Source organism: Synechococcus sp. CC9616 (assembly GCF_000515235.1).
In the GTDB taxonomy this organism is placed as follows: Bacteria; Cyanobacteriota; Cyanobacteriia; order PCC-6307; family Cyanobiaceae; genus Parasynechococcus.
In genome coordinates, this window is sequence record NZ_KI911558.1 from 601505 (window position 1) to 618266 (window position 16762).

Below are 16762 nucleotides of genomic sequence, written 5' to 3' on the forward strand. Positions count from 1 at the left end.
AATTCCAAAAAGCATTTGGCTGTTGCTTTCGGTTGCTGCCGCGAATTTCAGAGTTGCTCTCGGCCTGCTCCTGTCTTTCCGACGTTTTGGTCTTGAGCGACTGGTCCTGTGTCCTGGCAGCCGGTCCGGGGCTTTGGCAACCGCCGCTGGGCTTCTGGCAAAGAAAGGCGATCTTTGGCTGACGACCGCCATCGATGAGCGATCAGCAGCGTTTCTGGCTCTTGGGATGGCGACGGCGTCCGGCAAAGCCGTGGCTGTAATCACCAGCTCCGGAACGGCGGTCGCCAATCTGTTGCCTGCTGCGGTGGAGGCGGATCGCTCCTGCCAGCCGTTGTTGCTTCTGACTGCCGATCGTCCTTTAAGGCTCAAAAACTGCGGGGCGAATCAAACCGTCAATCAGGAGGAGTTTCTGGGACCGGTCTGTCGTTGGGCCCATTCCGGTCCGCTGCAGGGACTGCACTGTGCTGAGGTTGAGGATCTTGATCGTCTCGCCGCAAACAGCTGGCACCGGGCTCATGGCAGCGTCACTGACGCTGCTGGACCGGTTCACCTCAACCTTCCCTTCGAGGAACCCTTGCATGCCTCCGTTGCAGAGCAAGAGGATGGCCTTGCAGCCTTGATTAGCGGCCAGGCCGATCCGGTCGCGATCGCTTCAGCAAATCCACCTCCGATCAACGCTGCCCCTCTGTTGGATCCTTCCCTGCCCGGAGTTGTGGTGGCAGGGCCATGGAGAGGTCTCGCCTCTGATCTGACCTCGTTTCAGCAGGCCGTGCGCGAATGGCAACAGCGCAGTGGTTGGCCCTTGTTGGCGGATCCGTTGTCCGCCTTGCCAGTCGATCTGCCAGGACGACTTGATCACTGGGAGTTGTTGCTTGAGGCTCTGCCGATCGGTGAGTCCCTGCAGGTGCTGCGGCTCGGTCCCATGCCAGCCAGTCGCAAGCTTGAAAAGTGGCTTTCGGGTTTTTCCGGCCCTCAGTTGCTGATCACCGAAGGTGATCCCCGACCGCTCGATCCGCTTGGTCTCGCAACCCAGTGGCATGGGGGCATGCAGGCCTGGCTTGCTCAGCAACCAGAAGGTTCGCTTGGCTCTTCAAGCGTGTTGAAGCAACTCGATGAAAGGCTCGGGACACTTCTCGATGCCCAGATTCCCTGTTGCGGAGTGGCCACCGAACCGGCCCTTGCGCGCGCCTTGGCACGGCTGCTGCCCGAGACGATCCCGGTGATGCTCGCCGCAAGTTCACCCGTGCGCGACTGGATGGTCTGGAGTGGTTCGGGCGGCTACCGCCACCGCTGTTTCAGCTTCCGTGGCGCGTCTGGGATCGATGGAACGCTCTCGCTGGCGATGGGTCTGGCGATGGTGCAAGGCCGGACGGTGCTGATCACGGGAGATCTCGCTCTCCTTCACGACAGCAATGGTTGGCTGCATGGCCGCGATGGTGCTCCTCCCTTGCTGGTTGTTCTGATCGACAACGCCGGGGGCGGCATTTTTGAACAACTGTCGATCGAGTCCGGTACGCCGGAGCAATTCGACCGTCTGTTCGCGATGCCGCAGCGCGTTGATCCGCTGGCCCTGGCCTCTGCCCATGGCATTCCGGCACGTCAACTGGCCTGCCTGGATGATTTGCAGGATGCTCTGGAGTGGGGGTTGATGGTTGAGGGTCCGGCCCTGTTGCGCGTCAGCACCAGCCGTCGCCTGGATGTTGCGTTGCGACGGCATCTGCGCGCCGCTGCTCAGAATGAGTTGTTGACGCGCTGAAAGCCGATGTCTCAGCCACGGCAGGTTCTTCCCGGTCCAGTCGCCGTGGCCTGGCAGCCCTGGGGCGACTACTCAGACATTCTTTTGGACCGCTGCCAGGAGGGCATCGCGCGGGTGGCGATCAACCGCCCGTCCAAACGCAATGCCTTCCGGCCACAGACCGTCGTTGAACTCTGCGATGCCTTCACCCGCATCCGCGATGACCAGCGGATCGGCGTTGTGTTGTTCACCGGAGTGGGGCCCGCTGACGATGGCGGCTACGCCTTCTGCTCAGGGGGAGACCAGAGCGTGCGTGGCGACGGCGGTTACGTGGGGGAGGACGGTCTGCCGCGGCTGAATGTGCTGGATCTGCAGCGCATCATCCGCAGCCTTCCCAAGGTGGTGATCGCCCTGGTGGCTGGCTACGCCATCGGGGGTGGCCAGGTGTTGCACCTGCTCTGTGATCTCAGCCTGGCTGCAGACAATGCCGTGTTCGGTCAGACGGGGCCGAAGGTTGGCAGCTTCGATGGCGGCTTCGGGGCCGGATTTCTCGCCCGGGTGGTGGGCCAGCGAAAAGCGCGAGAGATCTGGTTCCTCTGCCGTCGCTACGGGGCCGAGGAGGCTCTCCGGATGGGACTTGTGAATGCGGTGCTCCCTCTCGATGATCTCGAATCAGAGGGGGTGCGCTGGGCCAGGGACGTTCTGCAGCACAGCCCAACTGCCATTCGCTGCCTCAAGGCCAGCTTCAACGCTGAAACCGATGGGTTGGCTGGTCTGCAGGAGCTGGCCGGCCAGGCCACCCATCTCTTCTATCGAACCGATGAGGCCCAGGAAGGCCGTGACGCTTTCCTGGAGAAACGCCCCCCTGACTTCTCCTCAACGGGCTGGTTACCTTGAATCCATGCTCCCTCTCACCCTTCCAGATCCAGCTCCGCTGATTCAGGCTGGATCCGTCGATTCCCTGATGATGGCGCTCGCTTCGGTTCCTGAGGAGCTGCGTCAGAAGCCGGAGCGCCACGTCGTGATGCTTCGTGGGCGCCGCCGGTTGCTGTTGCTGGAGGGCGGCAGCCTTAGAAGCGCCTTCCCAGTAGCCGTCGGCATGCCGGGTTGGGAGACTCCAACGGGGACATTCCGTGTGATCGAAAAGATCGACCAGCCGATCTGGGTGCATCCCGTGACCGGTGAACGGGTGGAGGAACAGGGACCCGACAATCCCCTGGGTAGTCACTGGATTGCTTTCCATCGCGACTGCCTCGGGCGTGATGCCCACGACGGTGAGACCTGGGTCACGATCAAGGGGTGCACCACGACGGGTTTTCACGGCACGCCCCATCGCTGGACTGTTGGACGGGCGATTTCCCATGGCTGTGTTCGCCTCTACAACGAGGATGTGAAATCGCTGTACCGGCAGGTCAGTCTCGGCATGGGTGTGACCGTTCTGCCGTGAGTCACTCTTCAGTGAGTGGCCAGCTGAATTGCCTTTAAAGTCGCGCCGATTCAGAGATCATTCGATGCGCATCCTGTTCGCTGCTGCCGAATGCGCCCCGATGATCAAGGTCGGCGGCATGGGGGATGTGGTGGGCTCACTGCAACCAGCGCTCGCCCAGCGCGGACATGATGTGCGGCTGATCATGCCGGGTTACGGCAAGCTCTGGAGCCAGCTGGAGATACCAGAGGAGCCGATCTGGCGTGCCCAGGCCATGGGCACCGAATTCGCCGTTTTCGAAACCAGCCATCCCACCTCAGGACTAACGATTTATCTGGTGGGTCATCCTGTGTTTGATCCCGAGCGGATCTACGGGGGGGAAGACGAGGACTGGCGCTTTACCTTCTTCGCCCTGGCTGCTGCTGAATTCGCCTGGAACGTCTGGAAGCCTCAGGTTCTGCACTGCCATGACTGGCACACCGGAATGATTCCGGTGTGGATGCATCAGGACCCTGACATCAGCACGGTTTTCACGATTCACAACCTCAAGTACCAGGGACCCTGGCGCTGGAAGCTTGACCGCATCACCTGGTGCCCCTGGTATATGCAGGGGGATCACACGATGGCGGCTGCCCTGCTTTACGCCGACACGGTCAATGCCGTGTCTCCCACCTATGCCCAGGAAATCCGAACGACCGAATACGGCGAAAAGCTGGAGGGTCTGCTCAATTTCGTTTCAGGAAAACTGCGCGGCATCCTCAACGGGATCGATCTCGAGGCCTGGGATCCCTCAACAGATGCCTCACTGCCAGCCCGCTTCAGCGTGGAGGATCTCACCGGCAAAACCGTCTGCAAGCGGGTGCTGCAGGAGCGGATGGGATTGGCTGTTCGTGAGGATGCCTTCGTACTGGGCATGGTGAGCCGGCTCGTGGATCAGAAGGGTGTCGATCTGCTGCTTCAAGTTGCCGATCGTCTGTTTGCCTACACCGACACCCAGATCGTTGTGCTCGGAACAGGAGATCGCGGACTGGAATCGGGCCTGTGGCAGCTGGCGTCCCGCCATCCAGGGCGCTGCGCTGTGTTCCTCACCTACGACGACGAACTGTCGCGGTTGATCTACGCCGGCAGCGACGCTTTCCTTATGCCTAGTCGGTTTGAGCCCTGCGGGATCAGTCAGCTGTATGCCATGCGTTACGGCTCTGTTCCCGTGGTGCGCAAGGTCGGTGGCCTTGTGGACACGGTGCCCCCCCACGTTCCTGCGGACGAGAGTGGAACCGGATTCTGCTTCGACCGCTTTGAACCGGTCGACTTCTACACCTCTCTTGTGAGGGCCTGGGAGGCCTATCGCCATCCGACCAGCTGGATGGCCTTGCAGAAACGTGGCATGACTCAGGACTACAGCTGGAACCGGTCCGCTGTGGACTACGACCTGATGTATCGGGATGTCTGCGGACTGAAGGAGCCAACCCCCGATGCCGCCGCGGTGGAACAGTTTTCACGGGGACAGGACGCCGATCCTTCCCGGCCCGACGATGTCCAGGCCGAAACAGCTCCTAAGCCCATCCCTGCCCCGGCCAGTGCCAGCCGTCGCAATCCGCTCAACAGACTGTTCGGACGACTTAGCGGCTGACCTTGCCCAACCTGCCGGCGCCATACACCAGCCCCTGGCGGGAATTCGGCCGCAATCTCAGGGCTTTGGTGGCCGATATCGGTCTGCGTATCAGGGAACTGTCGCGGCGTAATCGTGAGGGTGATCTTTCTGTTCCAGCGTTCTGGCCCCGTTCTTGGGCTCCGTTGTTTTGGCCTCTGCTGCTTGTTCTGGTGCTGGCGTTTCCGGTAGTGGGCCTGCGCTGGCTGAGCCTGTCCCGTTCCGTTCCAGCCCCTGCGGAACAGATCAGTCCAGACCCTTCTGCATCACTCAGCCTGAGCCTTCAGGACAACGTCGCCGACGAACCTGCGATATCTGGCCTTCCAGAAGCCACTCTCGAGAGCGATCGCGATGTTGCCGAGCCGTTTTCAGATATTGGCTCTTCGTCGGAACAACCCATTCCGTCTCGAACCGCTCCGCCAGCTCCGCCGACACTGCAGATCGATCCCTTGCTGGATCTGATGATCAATGGCGATACGCCTAACAATCTCCTGGACTCTGCGGAGCCAGATCTGCGCGCCAATCGGCTGGTGTTGCGTGTGTCGCCATCCGGCTGGCGTGCTCTCTCCGCAGACAGTCGTCAGCAGCAGGCTGAAACCTGGCAGTCCATCGCCGAGGACCTTGGTTATGGAGCCCTCATGCTGGTTGATGACGAGGATCGTTCCCTGGCTCGCTCGGCACGGGTGGGTGACGGCATGATCCTGTTCGAAATCGAGGTGTCCGGATGAGCCTGGTGATCCAGCAGTTGATTGATCTCTGGGGACCACCGGTCGCTGGTGAGGTCCGGCCCGATGCAGCAGTTGGTCCGATTTGTACTGACAGCAGGAAGCTGGGCAGTGGGGATTTTTTTGTGCCTCTGGTTGGTGAACGCTTTGACGGTCACACCTTTCTGGGGGAACTGCCCAAGCTTGCAGCCCAGGCAGCCGTGGTGTCGCATGCCTGGCATCATCCGGTTCCGCCGGATCTCCTGCATTGGCGGGTTGACGACACCCTTGAGGCCTACCAGCAGTTAGGTCTGTTCCATCGTCGTGCCTTGCAGCAACCTGTTGTTGCGATCACCGGGTCTGCTGGCAAAACAACAACGCGCGAATTGATTCGATCCGTTCTGATGCCGCTGGGACCGATTCAGGCCAGCACTGGAAACAACAACAACGACGTAGGTGTTCCTTTGACGTTGTTGCAGGCAGACAACAGTCATCGCGCCCTTGTCGTCGAAATGGGGATGCGAGGACCCGGTGAAATCGCCCGGCTTTCACGGTGCAGTGAACCGGATCTAGCCGTCATCACCAACATCGGCACGGCCCACATCGGCCGGCTCGGAAGTCGCGAGGCCATCGCTGCTGCCAAATGTGAAATTGCGATGCATCTCAGCCCCCATGGTGCTGTTGTGATCCCAGCCGGAGATTCTTTGCTGGACACGTCCCTGGCCAGGGTTTGGTCCGGCAGAGTGATTCGCGTCCGTCTTGACGATGATCAGGCAGCCGATGCCGATCTGATCGGCTGCATCGACGGCGATCAGATCGTTGTGGATGGTCAACGATTCGGGCTGCCTCTCGATGGTCGCCACAACGCCCGTAATTTCCTGCTGGCTATCGCCGTGGCTGGTGAACTGGGAGTTCCCCTCGCCAGTCTTGCCAATTTGCAGGTTGAGGTTCCAGGCGGACGTAATCGCCGATTGGACAAGGACGGCCTGATTCTTCTCGACGAGACCTACAACGCTTCACCGGAGGCTGTGCTTGCGGCCCTGGATCTCCTGGCTGCACAACCCGGTCGCCGGTTCGCTGTTCTGGGAACGATGCTTGAACTCGGTGATCGCAGCGTGGAGCTTCATGCAGCCATTGCCGCCCGTGCTGCTGAAATAAAACTCGATGGCCTGGTGGTCGTGGCCTCAGATCCCGAAGCTGCAGCGATGGCGAATGCCGCCGCAGCGATTGAGCGTCTGGCAGTGGTTGTAGAACCGGAGGCGGCAGCTGAGCCGTTGATGCATTGGCTCAAGCAAGGTGATGTCGTTCTGCTGAAGGCGAGTCGTGGTGTTGCCTTGGAGAGTTTAATGCCGCTCCTACCGCGTTTCTGACTCTCAGCGACACTGTTTCTGAATCCATTGCACAACCTGCTTGTTGCCGTAGTTCTTGGCCTGGCGCCAGTCGCTGCAGGCACCCGTCATGTCACCCATCATTTCGCGAGCGATTCCGCGGCTGCGGTAGGCGTAGGCGTATTTGGGTGAGACGGCGATGGCCTTGTCGAACCAGCGAATGGCTCCAAACGCATCCTTCAGGTCCATCTGCACAATCCCCAATCCCGTCATGACGGAGGAATTATCCGGCGAAGTTCTGAGGACCCGCTGAAAGTCTTTGGCACTCTGAATGCGGTCGCCGTCATTTTTGTAGATGTTCAGCCAACCTCTCAGCTGATAGCCAAACAGATAAGAGGGGTTCAGCGCTATGGCTCGATTGATGTCGTTCATGGCCTTGTCATACTCCCCGAGATAGGTCCAGGCATCGGCTCGGTTCCCGAGGGCGACGACATATTTCGTTGACAGCTTCAGGGCCTCGTTACAAGCATCAATTGCGGTCTTGTAGTTCGACGCCAGAAGTCTTGTGGAGCAGAGGTAATTCCAGAGACTGGCATTCTCTGGGTCGATTCGAACGGCCTGCTGAAAATCCCGTTCAGCACTGACGTAATCACCGTTTTCTCGACTACGCAGGGCACTGTTCAGGAGTTCAGCTGTCTGCTGGGCTTTTACGACCCCGACAGGAACTGTGGCGATGGCCAGGCATGCAAGTAGGGAAAAGGTTTGTCGTTTCATCGGTGCACCGACTCCCCTGAAGGCTTTGAGCCACTGCTTAGCAGCAATCCGTCAGCCTGTCCGGTCTGCCCAACCAGGTTTGTTCGCCTGTCTGGATCGTCCAATCGCCAGCGCACCATCGGTGACGTCCTTCGTGATGGTGGATCCAGCGGCAATCGTCACCTGAGATCCCAGGCTCACGGGTGCAACCAGAACGCAGTTGGCACCGGTCTTGCTGCTGTTGCCAATGACCGTTCGATGTTTCCGCACGCCGTCGTAATTGGCCGTGATCGTTCCTGCGCCGATGTTCACGTCACTCCCAAGCTCTGCATCTCCGATGTAGCTGAGGTGATTCACCTTGCTGCCTTGGCCGATCTGACTCTTTTTCACTTCGACGAAATTGCCGATGCGGCAGTCGTCACCGATCTCGGCGGCGGGCCGTAGGTGGGCGAATGGACCAATGGCGACGCCATTGCCGACTTTGGCCTCGCGCACCACGGAATGGAGAACAGTCACATCACTGCCGAGAATGGCGTCCTCGAGCAGGCTGCCGGGACCGAGGCGGCAGTTGTCACCAATGCTGCAGGCCCCACGCAGATGGGTCTGCGGTTCGATCACCACGTCTCTGCCGAACTGGCATCCCTCGCTGAGTGTGCAGCTGGCAGGGTCAACAAAGGTGACTCCCTCTGCCATCCAATGATCCCGCAGACGTTCCTGCAGGAGCGTTTCGCACTGGGCCAGTTGGTTGCGATTGTTGATGCCGTTCACTTCATCCGAGTCGCCTACCTCCACATGCATGGCTTTGGGCAGCATGGCGACGGTATCTGTGAGGTACAGCTCACCCTGGTCGTTGTCGGTGCTGAGCTTGGGCAGCACGCTGGCTAAGGCAGTCCAGTTGAAGCAGTAGATGCCGGCGTTGGTGAGGTCGTTGCGGCGTTGTTCATCACTGCAATCGCGATGTTCAACAATCGCCGTCACCTGTCCTTGCTGATCGACAAAAACCCTGCCGTATCCAGTTGGATCAGCAAGACGCGCCGTGAGCAGGGTCACGTCTGCGCCGCTGCTGCGGTGACCATGGACAAGCGCCTCGATGGTTTCCGGGCGCAACAGGGGCACATCTCCGTTAAGCACCAAGAGTTCTCCCGCAAATCCCTGGAGAACGGGCAGCAGCTGCTGAACGGCATGTCCGGTTCCGTTCTGAGGTTGCTGGAGAACGAATTCCAGGCCTCCGAGGGCGCTCAATGTCTGCTCCACCCGCTCGGCCTGATGACCCACGATCAGCAGGCGTCGCTCCGGCTGCAGGTTGCGTGCACTGGCCAGAACCCGCTCCACCAACGTGGCGCCAGCAAGGGGTTGCAGCACCTTCGGAAGGGCGCTTTTCATCCGTGTTCCCTTCCCAGCGGCCAGAACGGCAACGGCGAGCATCGGCATGGAGAGGCGATTTGGCCGGAATCTATCCGGACCTGCTCTGGACACCTTGATTTAGTGGTGCAGCCTGGTAATTGCTGCATCCAGTGAAATCAAACTAATCCAATTGCGAGGAATCAAGTTTGCTTCTCCTTCTTAAATATACTTTCAAGTTCTATCTGTCCCGGGTACGTTCTTGATCAGTATGTGATGAACTGCTTGGACACCAGCTGTTAGTCGATTTTGATGCCTTGGTGGGAGAGCAGTTCAACTGCTCCTGTGCGATCGGCGTAATAAGATTAGTATTGGGCAATAAATATTGCTTGTCAATTTGGGCCTTGACTAAATCAAGAGCTCGTATAGCTCACCCTTCCTGAATATGTTTCGACAGCACAACGTCATCTATATGTTAAAGGGTTTTGAACAAATACTTTTAAGGAAACTGCTTGATAATTTTACTTTTCGGAAAGTAGGGCTTTGCCATTGATAGTCTTTCGTTTTTGATTGAGTTGGCAGTCGTAAACAATGGCTTCGATCGATTAGACATCATATTGTGACTTTCAGTAATGATAAGTAGATTAATATCGGCATGTAAACTCGATGTAAGCATTTATTTTGTCAAGGAATAACCCATACCCACCTCCTCAGCTTGCTGAGTGGAGCAATTAATTGGTCAATGCCAATGCATATTTAATCTTAAGTGATACCCAAATTCTTGAATTGTTTTGATGGTTTGCTTTTCTCTTGTGCAAGTAGGAGAGCGATTCGGGGTTGTAGTTTCTCCAGAAGAGACAATGAGATATTATGGGGTTGACAGCTCTTGTCCCGTTGCCAGAATATTAGAAATTAAGGTTTTTTCATGGCAATTCTTAGGGTTCCCAATTCTGCCTCACAGATTTCTGGAACGATTGACCAGGATTTGATCGTCGTCCCTTCTGGGCTTTCTAATATGGTTACAATCTACGGGCTTCAGGGTGCTGATACTGTTGAATTTCTTGGTGGTGATGTATCTGCTAAAGATGTAAAGGTAGAAGCAAATGGTGGTCCTGATCAGATCTTGTTTAGTGGAATCGTATTGGGCAATGGGATGATACGGGGTGGTGCTGGCGGTGACTTAATCAATTTCAATTCTGGGACAAATAAAGACATAACAATCCAGGCTGGAGATGGAAACGACACCATCACAGTATCCGGAGCAGACTTGGGGGATGTAAATGCAGGTGGCGGTTTTGATTATGTTTCCTACAATGCCGGACATAAGTTTTCTGCTAACAACAAGCAATACCTATTGGGGGCGGGGAAAGACACACTTTCTTTTGCAGATCAAGAAGGGTCTGCAAGCAACATAGACAATGCCACGGTATATGGTGGAGGTGGTAATGATTTAATCGAGATTAAAAATAGCACTTCTACGAATAATTTTGTCGTCAATGGTGATGCTGCTGATGCGAATGTTTACGGCAATGATCTAATCGATTTGCAATTGTCAGCAAATAATGGCTCATTTAAGGGAAATGGCGGCAGAGACACGATATTAATCTCCGCAGAGCTCGGTAAAGATAATGAGATACTTGGTAATGCTGGAAGAGATAGTATTGTAATCTCCGCAAGTTTTGATGGATCTGATAATTCAATTGGCGGTGGATCTGGTGGCGACACGATACAGATTTTAAATACTATGACCGCTTCAGCACATATTACTGGTGGAGGAGGTGCCGATTCAATTTATATTGATTTTACGCGCTCGGAAATTAAAGGTACGAATACTTTAAAAGGTGGACAAGGTTCGGATACTATTGACTTTGATAGCACATTCTCAGGTACTGAATCGACAGGGCTTGGTCATTTGATTGTTTTTGATCAAGTTAGTGATTCCACGACGACTAATTCTGACCAATACATCTTTAGGAATAATGCGAGAGGAGCTTCTTCGGGAACCACGATGGAAATCGATACCAGGTCGATCGCTGTGCCAAGTCAGAATTATTCTATTGACGTTGATGGTTTGACCGTTTCAGGGGGTATTGCAAGGTTTAGTGCAGTCACGTCCCTTGCTGAGAGAGTTGAGGTATTGGATGCGAACTTAAAAGAAGTTGGCCAATATGCCGTAATGGATGGTCTTGAGTCTGATAATGCGTATTTCTTCATGCAGGGTGGGTCAGGCGATGACTTGCTTGTTGAAGTTCAGAATAAGCAAATCAATGTCAAACATGTATCTGTGACGCAAAACGATATAGGTTTAATTAATTTTATGATTGGTTGATTTATATTCAACTTCTATTGTTTTTGCCTGAAGCAAGGCCGCCCTTTGCCATCCACCTCCGTTGCCAGGCATTAGTGGCTTCAAGGCCACAGCAACGTTGCTCCAGATCTCGATTGGCAAGGATCTCTGTGGCCTCAAAATCTCCACATGGATCACGAAAAGGAACTGCGGCTCGGGTTCTTAGATGTTCTCGTTCCATTGGGCTGAGAGATCGCCATCCAGGCCCACTGCTGGCCAGTGCTGTGTCTCCTTTTTTTACGGCCAGGGTGCCACTGCTCCAACCGGGGCGTTCACCCGGGACCGGCAAAAGGGAGTACAGCTCCAACCCGGCTGTCTCCAGGCTGGATCGAATGGCGGCGGCACGGCTGTAAGTGAGCATGCGACCACCCGGAGCCAGGCAGGTCGCCAAGCCATGCAAAAACTCCTCGCTCCATAACTGTGGACAACGTCTTGGAGAGAAGGCGTCGTGAAGGATCAGGTCGACGGATCCTGAATCCACACGTTGCAGCATTTGCCTGGCATCTCCCCAAAGCATGGTGCCCTTGCTCTTGCTCTCCTCCCATCCGTCATGGGTCTGAATGGCCTCCAGCCGCTCGAGCACTGGCTGGCTCCAGAGAATCCTGAAGTCAGGTTGGGAAAGAGCAAATTGCAGTGGTCGTGGGTCCAGTTCCAGACCCCACCACTGCAGTGACAGAGTCGTTTTCGGCAGGCTCTCGAGCAGCGCCCCAGTGTTGTAGCCAAGTCCAATGCAGACATCCAGAAGGCGAACCGGCTTGGCTGCAAACCGATCCGGTTCCGATGGCAGGGCATATTTCGCCTTCGCTTCGCTGAAGGCTCCCGCTGAGTTGTGAAAGGCCTCCCCGAAGTGATCGCTGTGCAGGCTGAAACTGCCATCAGCTGTTGGGTAGACGCGGAGAGCGCCAAGGTCAGCAGCGGAGCCGGTCAAGCTCGTCCCAGAAGGTGGGATAGGACACGGCTGCTGCTTCGCTTCTGGCCAGGCTGGAGTTGCCATCCGCCAGCATCGCGGCAACACCGAGGCTCATCGCAACCCGGTGATCGGTTTCGCTGTCCAGCACGGCTCCCTTGAGGGAGCGTCCGCCGCGGATGGTCATGCCGTCGTCGTGTTCTTCGATGTCGGCCCCCATGGCCTTGAGCTGCCGGGCCATCACCGCTAGCCGATCGGTTTCCTTGACCCGCAGTTCAGAGGCTCCACTGATCCGACTCTCGCCCTCGCAGAAACAGGCGGCAACGCTGAGGATTGGGACTTCATCCACAAGACGGGGCATGATCTCCTCGCCGAAGTGGAACGGTTTGAGCGGCGCATGTGTGATGCGCAGGTCGCCCACCGGTTCACCGGCCACATCACGACGGTTCAGCACCTCGATGCGGGCCTCCATCTGCTCCAGCACCTCGAGGATTCCAGTGCGGGTGGGGTTGAGACCGACATTCTCGATGGTGAGATCCGCCCCGGGCACAAGGGCGCCAGCCACCAGCCAGAAGGCAGCGGAGCTGATGTCCCCGGGGACCACCACATCCTGACCGCGCAGGGTCGCTCCAGGGCGAACGGTGATGTGCCGTCCCATCTCACCATCCACCTCAAGATCGGCGCCGAAAGCGCGCAACATCCGCTCGCTGTGATCACGGGAGCGCGCCGGTTCGATCACGTTGGTTGCACCTTCAGCGGTCAGAGCTGCCAGCAGCAGCGCTGATTTCACCTGGGCGCTGGCCACCGGTGTTCCGATCACCGTTCCCTTGAGCCGACATCCCATTACGGCCAGGGGGGCCAGGCTGCCACCCTGACGCCCGCGTACATCGGCACCCATCGAGGCCAGTGGCTGGCTAACCCTGCCCATCGGCCGTCGTCGCAGCGAGGCATCGCCGTCCAGGACGAAATGGCGGCCCGCACGTCCCGCCAGCAGCCCCAGCATCAACCGCATTGTGGTGCCGGAATTGCCGCAATTGAGAATCTCTGTCGGTTCCTGCAAGCCATCGAGACCAACCCCTTCAACGGTGACGATGCTGTCGTTCTGAATCGGGCTGATGGTGACGCCCATCGCCCTCAGACATGCTGCCGTACTCAATGGGTCCTCGGCAGGCAGCAGGCCTTCGATGGTTGTTCTGCCCTCGGCAATCGCTCCGAACAGAAGCGAGCGATGGGAGATCGATTTGTCTCCGGGGACTTTGACACGCCCGCCGAGGCTGCCGCCGGCCTTCAGCTCGCGAGGTGAAGTGGTGCCTGCGGTCGCGCTCAAAGCCGGGAGCTCGTCAACGCTCGATCCTATGGGGCGGTGTTGATTGTCTGGATCAAGCGATCCAGGGCGTAGCCGAACAAGCTCGGATCCGGTTCGTCGCTGCCGAGGTCATCAAGGCCGAGTTCGCTCCATCGTTGGCTGATGCGCTGCTCTAGCTCCGCTGGTCGACTCAGAGGTTCGCCCCAGTCATGGTTCTTCTCGGGCCCCACTTTCGTGGTGGCATCGATGGCGAGACGTCCGCCAAGGCCAAGTTGTTCGCTGGCGAAATCGAGGCTGTCGAAAGGCGTATCCGCCAGGGTGAAGAGATCCCTCTGTGGATCCACCTGGGCTGCGATCGCCCAGACAACCTGGCGGGGATCGCGGACGTTGATGTGGTTATCGACCACCACAACAAACTTTGTGTAAGTGAACTGTGGAAGGGCACTCCAGAAGGCCATGGCGGCCCGCTTGGCCTGTCCGGGATAGGCCTTGTCGATCGAGATCACCGCGAGCTTGTAACTGAGGGCCTCCATGGGCAGGAAGAAATCGGTGATTTCGGGGATCTGCTGGCGCAGGATCGGTGTGTAGATCCGGTTCAGGGCGATGGCCAACATCGCCTCTTCTTTTGGAGGGCGACCGCTGAACGTGGTCAGAAACACAGGGTCGCGGCGCTGCGTCATGCAATGGAAGCGCACCAATGGTGAGTCTTCAACGCCGCCGTAGAAGCCCATGTGATCACCAAATGGCCCGTCCGGAAGCACCTCTCCGGGCGTGATCGTCCCTTCAAGAACCACCTCGCTGTGGCTCGGCACTTGCAGATCAAGCGTTTTGCATGGCGTGAGCCGCACGCCTTCGCCGGCATAGATCCCCGCAAACAACCATTCGCTCAGCTGAACCGGAATGGGTGTGGCCGCAGCCATCACCAGCAGCGGATGCACGCCGATGGCGACGGCGACCTCAAGTTTGCGACCAAGAGCCGCCGCCTTACGGAGGTGGCGGGCTCCGCCCCGCACACTCAGCCAATGCACGGTCATCGTGTTCACCGACTGACGTTGCAGCCGGTAGACACCCACGTTTGGGACGCCCGTTTCCGGATCCTTGGTGATCACCAGCCCGAGCGTGATCACACCGCCGGCGTCGCCCGGCCAGGGACGGATCAAGGGAATGTTGTTGAGATCCACCTCGTCGCCGCGAAACACCTCCTGGCGGCAGGGGGGCGTGAGATCTCGATCCGGCCTGGCCTTGATCAGATCCCAGAACACGCGTGCGAACTGCTTCGTTTCCTGTAATCCCTTGGGCGGCCTTGGCTGCTGCAGCAAGGCCAGACGGCTGCCGAGTTCTTCGAGTTGCTCGGCCCGCTCCAATCCCATGCTCCACACCACCCGTTCCACCGTTCCGAGGGTGTTGACGGCCACCGGCATGGAGGAGCCGATCACGTTCTCGAACAGCAGGGCAGGCCCCCCCATGGCCAGCACGCGATCAGCGATGGCAGCCAGTTCCAGATCAGGGTCAACCGGTGCCGTGATTCGTCGCAGCTGACCTTTTTGATCAAGGAGATTCAGGAAGCCGCGGAGGTCGCGGGTGGCCGATCCCGATCCGAACAGGGCCATGGCGACGACGAAGGTCTGACGGTTGGCCTCGGTACTGTGTCGCACGCTGATCCGGAGCGTGGCCATGCAGGTCCTTTATTTCCATGTACCCGCTGAGATGCCAGCGGATTGCCAGCCCGAGGGGGCTGTGGTGATCGATGTCCTGCGGGCGACGACCACCATTGCCTGGGCCCTTCACAACGGCGCTGAAGCGGTGGAGGCGTTTGCGGATTTACAGCATCTCAACGCTGCGGCTGAGGCCTGGACTGCCAGCCCCCGGTTGCTCTTGGGCGAACGAGGTGGCCAGATGTTGGCCGGCTTTGACCTCGGGAATTCGCCCGTGGCCGTGGTTCCAGAAACCGTCGGCGGAAAACGCTTGTTCATGAGCACCACCAACGGCACCCGCGCCCTGGATCGCGTGCGGGACGTTCCACTGCTGTTGACGGCTGCCCTGCCCAATCGGGAGGCGGTTGCTCAGCGCTTGCAGAGCAAGCAACCGGAAACAGTGGCCATCGTTGGTAGTGGATGGGAGGGGGCCTATTCCCTGGAAGATTCCCTCGCAGCCGGAGCCCTTGGCGCCAGGCTCAAGGACCTCGATCCAGAGGGGGTTGTCATCGCCAACGATGAGCTCACGGCTGCAATCGCCCTCTGGGATCAGTGGAAGGAAAATCCAGAGGGTTGTTTGCGTGCGGCCAGCCATGGTCAGCGCCTGATTCGTCTCGGTGATCACGACGCAGACTTCCGCTGCTGTGCCGGTCTCGATCAGCTCAGTGTGGTGCCGACTCAGGTGGAGCCCGGTGTCCTGAAGGCAGCGTGAGCAGATTTACAGTCCGCCCCAGCGAATTGATGTCGTGACTGATTTCCTCGCGGCTGCCATTCAGCTCACCAGCGGTCAGGATCCGGACAGGAATTTCACAGCGGCTGAGGAACAGATCGACCTTGCTGCCAGGCGAGGAGCAGAACTGGTCGGACTGCCTGAGAACTTCTCCTTCATGGGTGACGATTCACGCCGTTTGGAGCTGGCTCCAAGCCTGGCTGAGCAGTGCAGTCGTTTTCTGGTGACCATGGCCCGCCGCTACCAGGTGGTGCTTCTGGGAGGTGGCTTCCCTGTTCCCGTCGGTGATGGATCGCGAACCCTCAATCGCGCCGAACTTGTGGACCGGGACGGCCAGATCCTGGCCCGCTACGACAAGATCCACCTCTTTGACGTTGACCTGCCGGACGGAAACACTTATCAGGAATCGGCAACGGTGACCCCTGGAACCACTCTTCCGCCCGTGGTGGACGTTCCGGGTTTGTGTCGACTGGGGGTGTCCATCTGTTACGACGTGCGCTTCCCTGAGCTCTATCGACATCTCGTTGGTTCAGGGGCCGATCTGTTGATGATTCCCGCCGCGTTCACAGCCTTCACGGGTAAGGACCATTGGCAAGTGCTGCTTCAAGCCCGTGCCATTGAGAACACGGCCTACGTGCTGGCCCCTGCGCAAACCGGCCTTCACTACGGCAGGCGCCAGAGCCATGGCCACGCCATGGTCATCGACCCATGGGGCACCGTTCTTGCCGATGCAGGCGTCCAACCTGGAGCTGCTATTGCGCCGGTGAATGTCTCCCATGTCGGTCATGTCCGGGAGCAGATGCCGAGCCTGAGGCACCGGCAACCGGCCTTGTTCTGATCGGG

General features: G+C 58.2%; 14 protein-coding genes. 9 read left to right on the forward strand and 5 right to left on the reverse strand.

The features are described 5' to 3' along the window. The first annotated feature begins 19 nt into the window (after positions 1-19). From menD to murF, 6 genes are all read left to right on the forward strand, one after another. Positions 20-1756, forward strand: a complete 1737-nt coding sequence (gene menD, locus SYN9616_RS0103595; RefSeq protein WP_084218293.1) for a 2-succinyl-5-enolpyruvyl-6-hydroxy-3-cyclohexene-1-carboxylic-acid synthase — start codon at positions 20-22, stop codon at positions 1754-1756. A 6-nt stretch (positions 1757-1762) separates the two neighbouring features. Continuing rightward, positions 1763-2632: a 1,4-dihydroxy-2-naphthoyl-CoA synthase gene (gene menB / locus SYN9616_RS0103600; RefSeq protein WP_028951898.1), complete on the forward strand. Its 870-nt coding sequence runs from the start codon at positions 1763-1765 to the stop codon at positions 2630-2632. A 4-nt stretch (positions 2633-2636) separates the two neighbouring features. Continuing rightward, the gene (locus tag SYN9616_RS0103605; RefSeq protein ID WP_028951899.1) at positions 2637-3182 is read left to right on the forward strand and encodes a L,D-transpeptidase; all 546 of its coding nucleotides are present in this window, start codon (positions 2637-2639) and stop codon (positions 3180-3182) included. Positions 3183-3246: 64 nt separating this feature from the next. Next, positions 3247-4791 (forward strand): glycogen synthase GlgA, encoded by a 1545-nt coding sequence (gene glgA / locus SYN9616_RS0103610; RefSeq protein WP_028951900.1) that lies wholly within the window; start codon positions 3247-3249, stop codon positions 4789-4791. 2 nt (positions 4792-4793) lie between these two features. Continuing rightward, a complete protein-coding gene (locus SYN9616_RS0103615; protein ID WP_051410933.1) occupies positions 4794-5537 on the forward strand; it encodes a hypothetical protein in 744 nt (247 codons plus the stop codon). Continuing rightward, positions 5534-6883: a UDP-N-acetylmuramoyl-tripeptide--D-alanyl-D-alanine ligase gene (gene murF / locus SYN9616_RS0103620; protein WP_028951902.1), complete on the forward strand. Its 1350-nt coding sequence runs from the start codon at positions 5534-5536 to the stop codon at positions 6881-6883. The genes SYN9616_RS0103615 and murF overlap by 4 nt, the downstream gene beginning before the upstream one ends. 3 nt (positions 6884-6886) lie before the next feature. Here murF and SYN9616_RS0103625 read toward each other — a convergent pair whose 3' ends face one another. Both SYN9616_RS0103625 and glmU read right to left on the reverse strand, forming a co-directional pair. Next, the gene (locus SYN9616_RS0103625) at positions 6887-7615 is read right to left on the reverse strand and encodes a tetratricopeptide repeat protein (RefSeq protein ID WP_028951903.1); all 729 of its coding nucleotides are present in this window, start codon (positions 7613-7615) and stop codon (positions 6887-6889) included. Positions 7616-7666: 51 nt separating this feature from the next. After that, positions 7667-9019, reverse strand: a complete 1353-nt coding sequence (gene glmU, locus SYN9616_RS0103630; protein ID WP_028951904.1) for a bifunctional UDP-N-acetylglucosamine diphosphorylase/glucosamine-1-phosphate N-acetyltransferase GlmU — start codon at positions 9017-9019, stop codon at positions 7667-7669. 841 nt (positions 9020-9860) lie between these two features. Between glmU and SYN9616_RS0103635 the strand changes: the two genes are divergently transcribed. Then, positions 9861-11264, forward strand: a complete 1404-nt coding sequence (locus SYN9616_RS0103635; protein WP_232199978.1) for a hypothetical protein — start codon at positions 9861-9863, stop codon at positions 11262-11264. A gap of 7 nt (positions 11265-11271) precedes the next feature. On the opposite strand, the gene SYN9616_RS0103640 is transcribed toward SYN9616_RS0103635, so the two are convergent. Genes SYN9616_RS0103640 through SYN9616_RS0103650 form a run of 3 tightly spaced genes read right to left on the reverse strand, consistent with a single transcriptional unit; the run spans position 11272 to position 15105 of the window. Continuing rightward, positions 11272-12210, reverse strand: coding sequence for an MnmC family methyltransferase (locus SYN9616_RS0103640; RefSeq protein ID WP_028951906.1), 939 nt, complete (start codon positions 12208-12210; stop codon positions 11272-11274). Further along, entirely contained in the window at positions 12191-13516 is a 1326-nt protein-coding gene (gene aroA / locus SYN9616_RS0103645) for a 3-phosphoshikimate 1-carboxyvinyltransferase (RefSeq protein ID WP_028951907.1), read from the reverse strand. Before aroA ends, SYN9616_RS0103640 begins: the two co-directional genes overlap by 20 nt. A 26-nt stretch (positions 13517-13542) precedes the next feature. Then, positions 13543-15105: a UbiD family decarboxylase gene (locus SYN9616_RS0103650; RefSeq protein ID WP_028951908.1), complete on the reverse strand. Its 1563-nt coding sequence runs from the start codon at positions 15103-15105 to the stop codon at positions 13543-13545. Between the two features lie 64 nt (positions 15106-15169). On the opposite strand from SYN9616_RS0103650, the gene SYN9616_RS0103655 reads away from it, so the two are divergent. Both SYN9616_RS0103655 and SYN9616_RS0103660 read left to right on the forward strand, forming a co-directional pair. After that, positions 15170-15901 (forward strand): 2-phosphosulfolactate phosphatase family protein, encoded by a 732-nt coding sequence (locus tag SYN9616_RS0103655; protein WP_028951909.1) that lies wholly within the window; start codon positions 15170-15172, stop codon positions 15899-15901. A gap of 34 nt (positions 15902-15935) precedes the next feature. Further along, positions 15936-16757, forward strand: coding sequence for a carbon-nitrogen hydrolase family protein (locus SYN9616_RS0103660; protein WP_028951910.1), 822 nt, complete (start codon positions 15936-15938; stop codon positions 16755-16757). Positions 16758-16762: the final 5 nt, after the last annotated feature.

Coding starts and splice junctions, on each gene's coding strand:
- menB (WP_028951898.1), top strand. CDS start 1,763: ATGTCTCAGCCACGGCAGGTTCTTCCCGGTCCAGTCGCCGTGGCCTGG.
- SYN9616_RS0103605 (WP_028951899.1), top strand. CDS start 2,637: ATGCTCCCTCTCACCCTTCCAGATCCAGCTCCGCTGATTCAGGCTGGA.
- glgA (WP_028951900.1), top strand. CDS start 3,247: ATGCGCATCCTGTTCGCTGCTGCCGAATGCGCCCCGATGATCAAGGTC.
- murF (WP_028951902.1), top strand. CDS start 5,534: ATGAGCCTGGTGATCCAGCAGTTGATTGATCTCTGGGGACCACCGGTC.
- SYN9616_RS0103625 (WP_028951903.1), bottom strand. CDS start 7,615: ATGAAACGACAAACCTTTTCCCTACTTGCATGCCTGGCCATCGCCACA.
- glmU (WP_028951904.1), bottom strand. CDS start 9,019: ATGCTCGCCGTTGCCGTTCTGGCCGCTGGGAAGGGAACACGGATGAAA.
- SYN9616_RS0103635 (WP_232199978.1), top strand. CDS start 9,861: ATGGCAATTCTTAGGGTTCCCAATTCTGCCTCACAGATTTCTGGAACG.
- SYN9616_RS0103650 (WP_028951908.1), bottom strand. CDS start 15,105: ATGGCCCTGTTCGGATCGGGATCGGCCACCCGCGACCTCCGCGGCTTC.
- SYN9616_RS0103655 (WP_028951909.1), top strand. CDS start 15,170: ATGCAGGTCCTTTATTTCCATGTACCCGCTGAGATGCCAGCGGATTGC.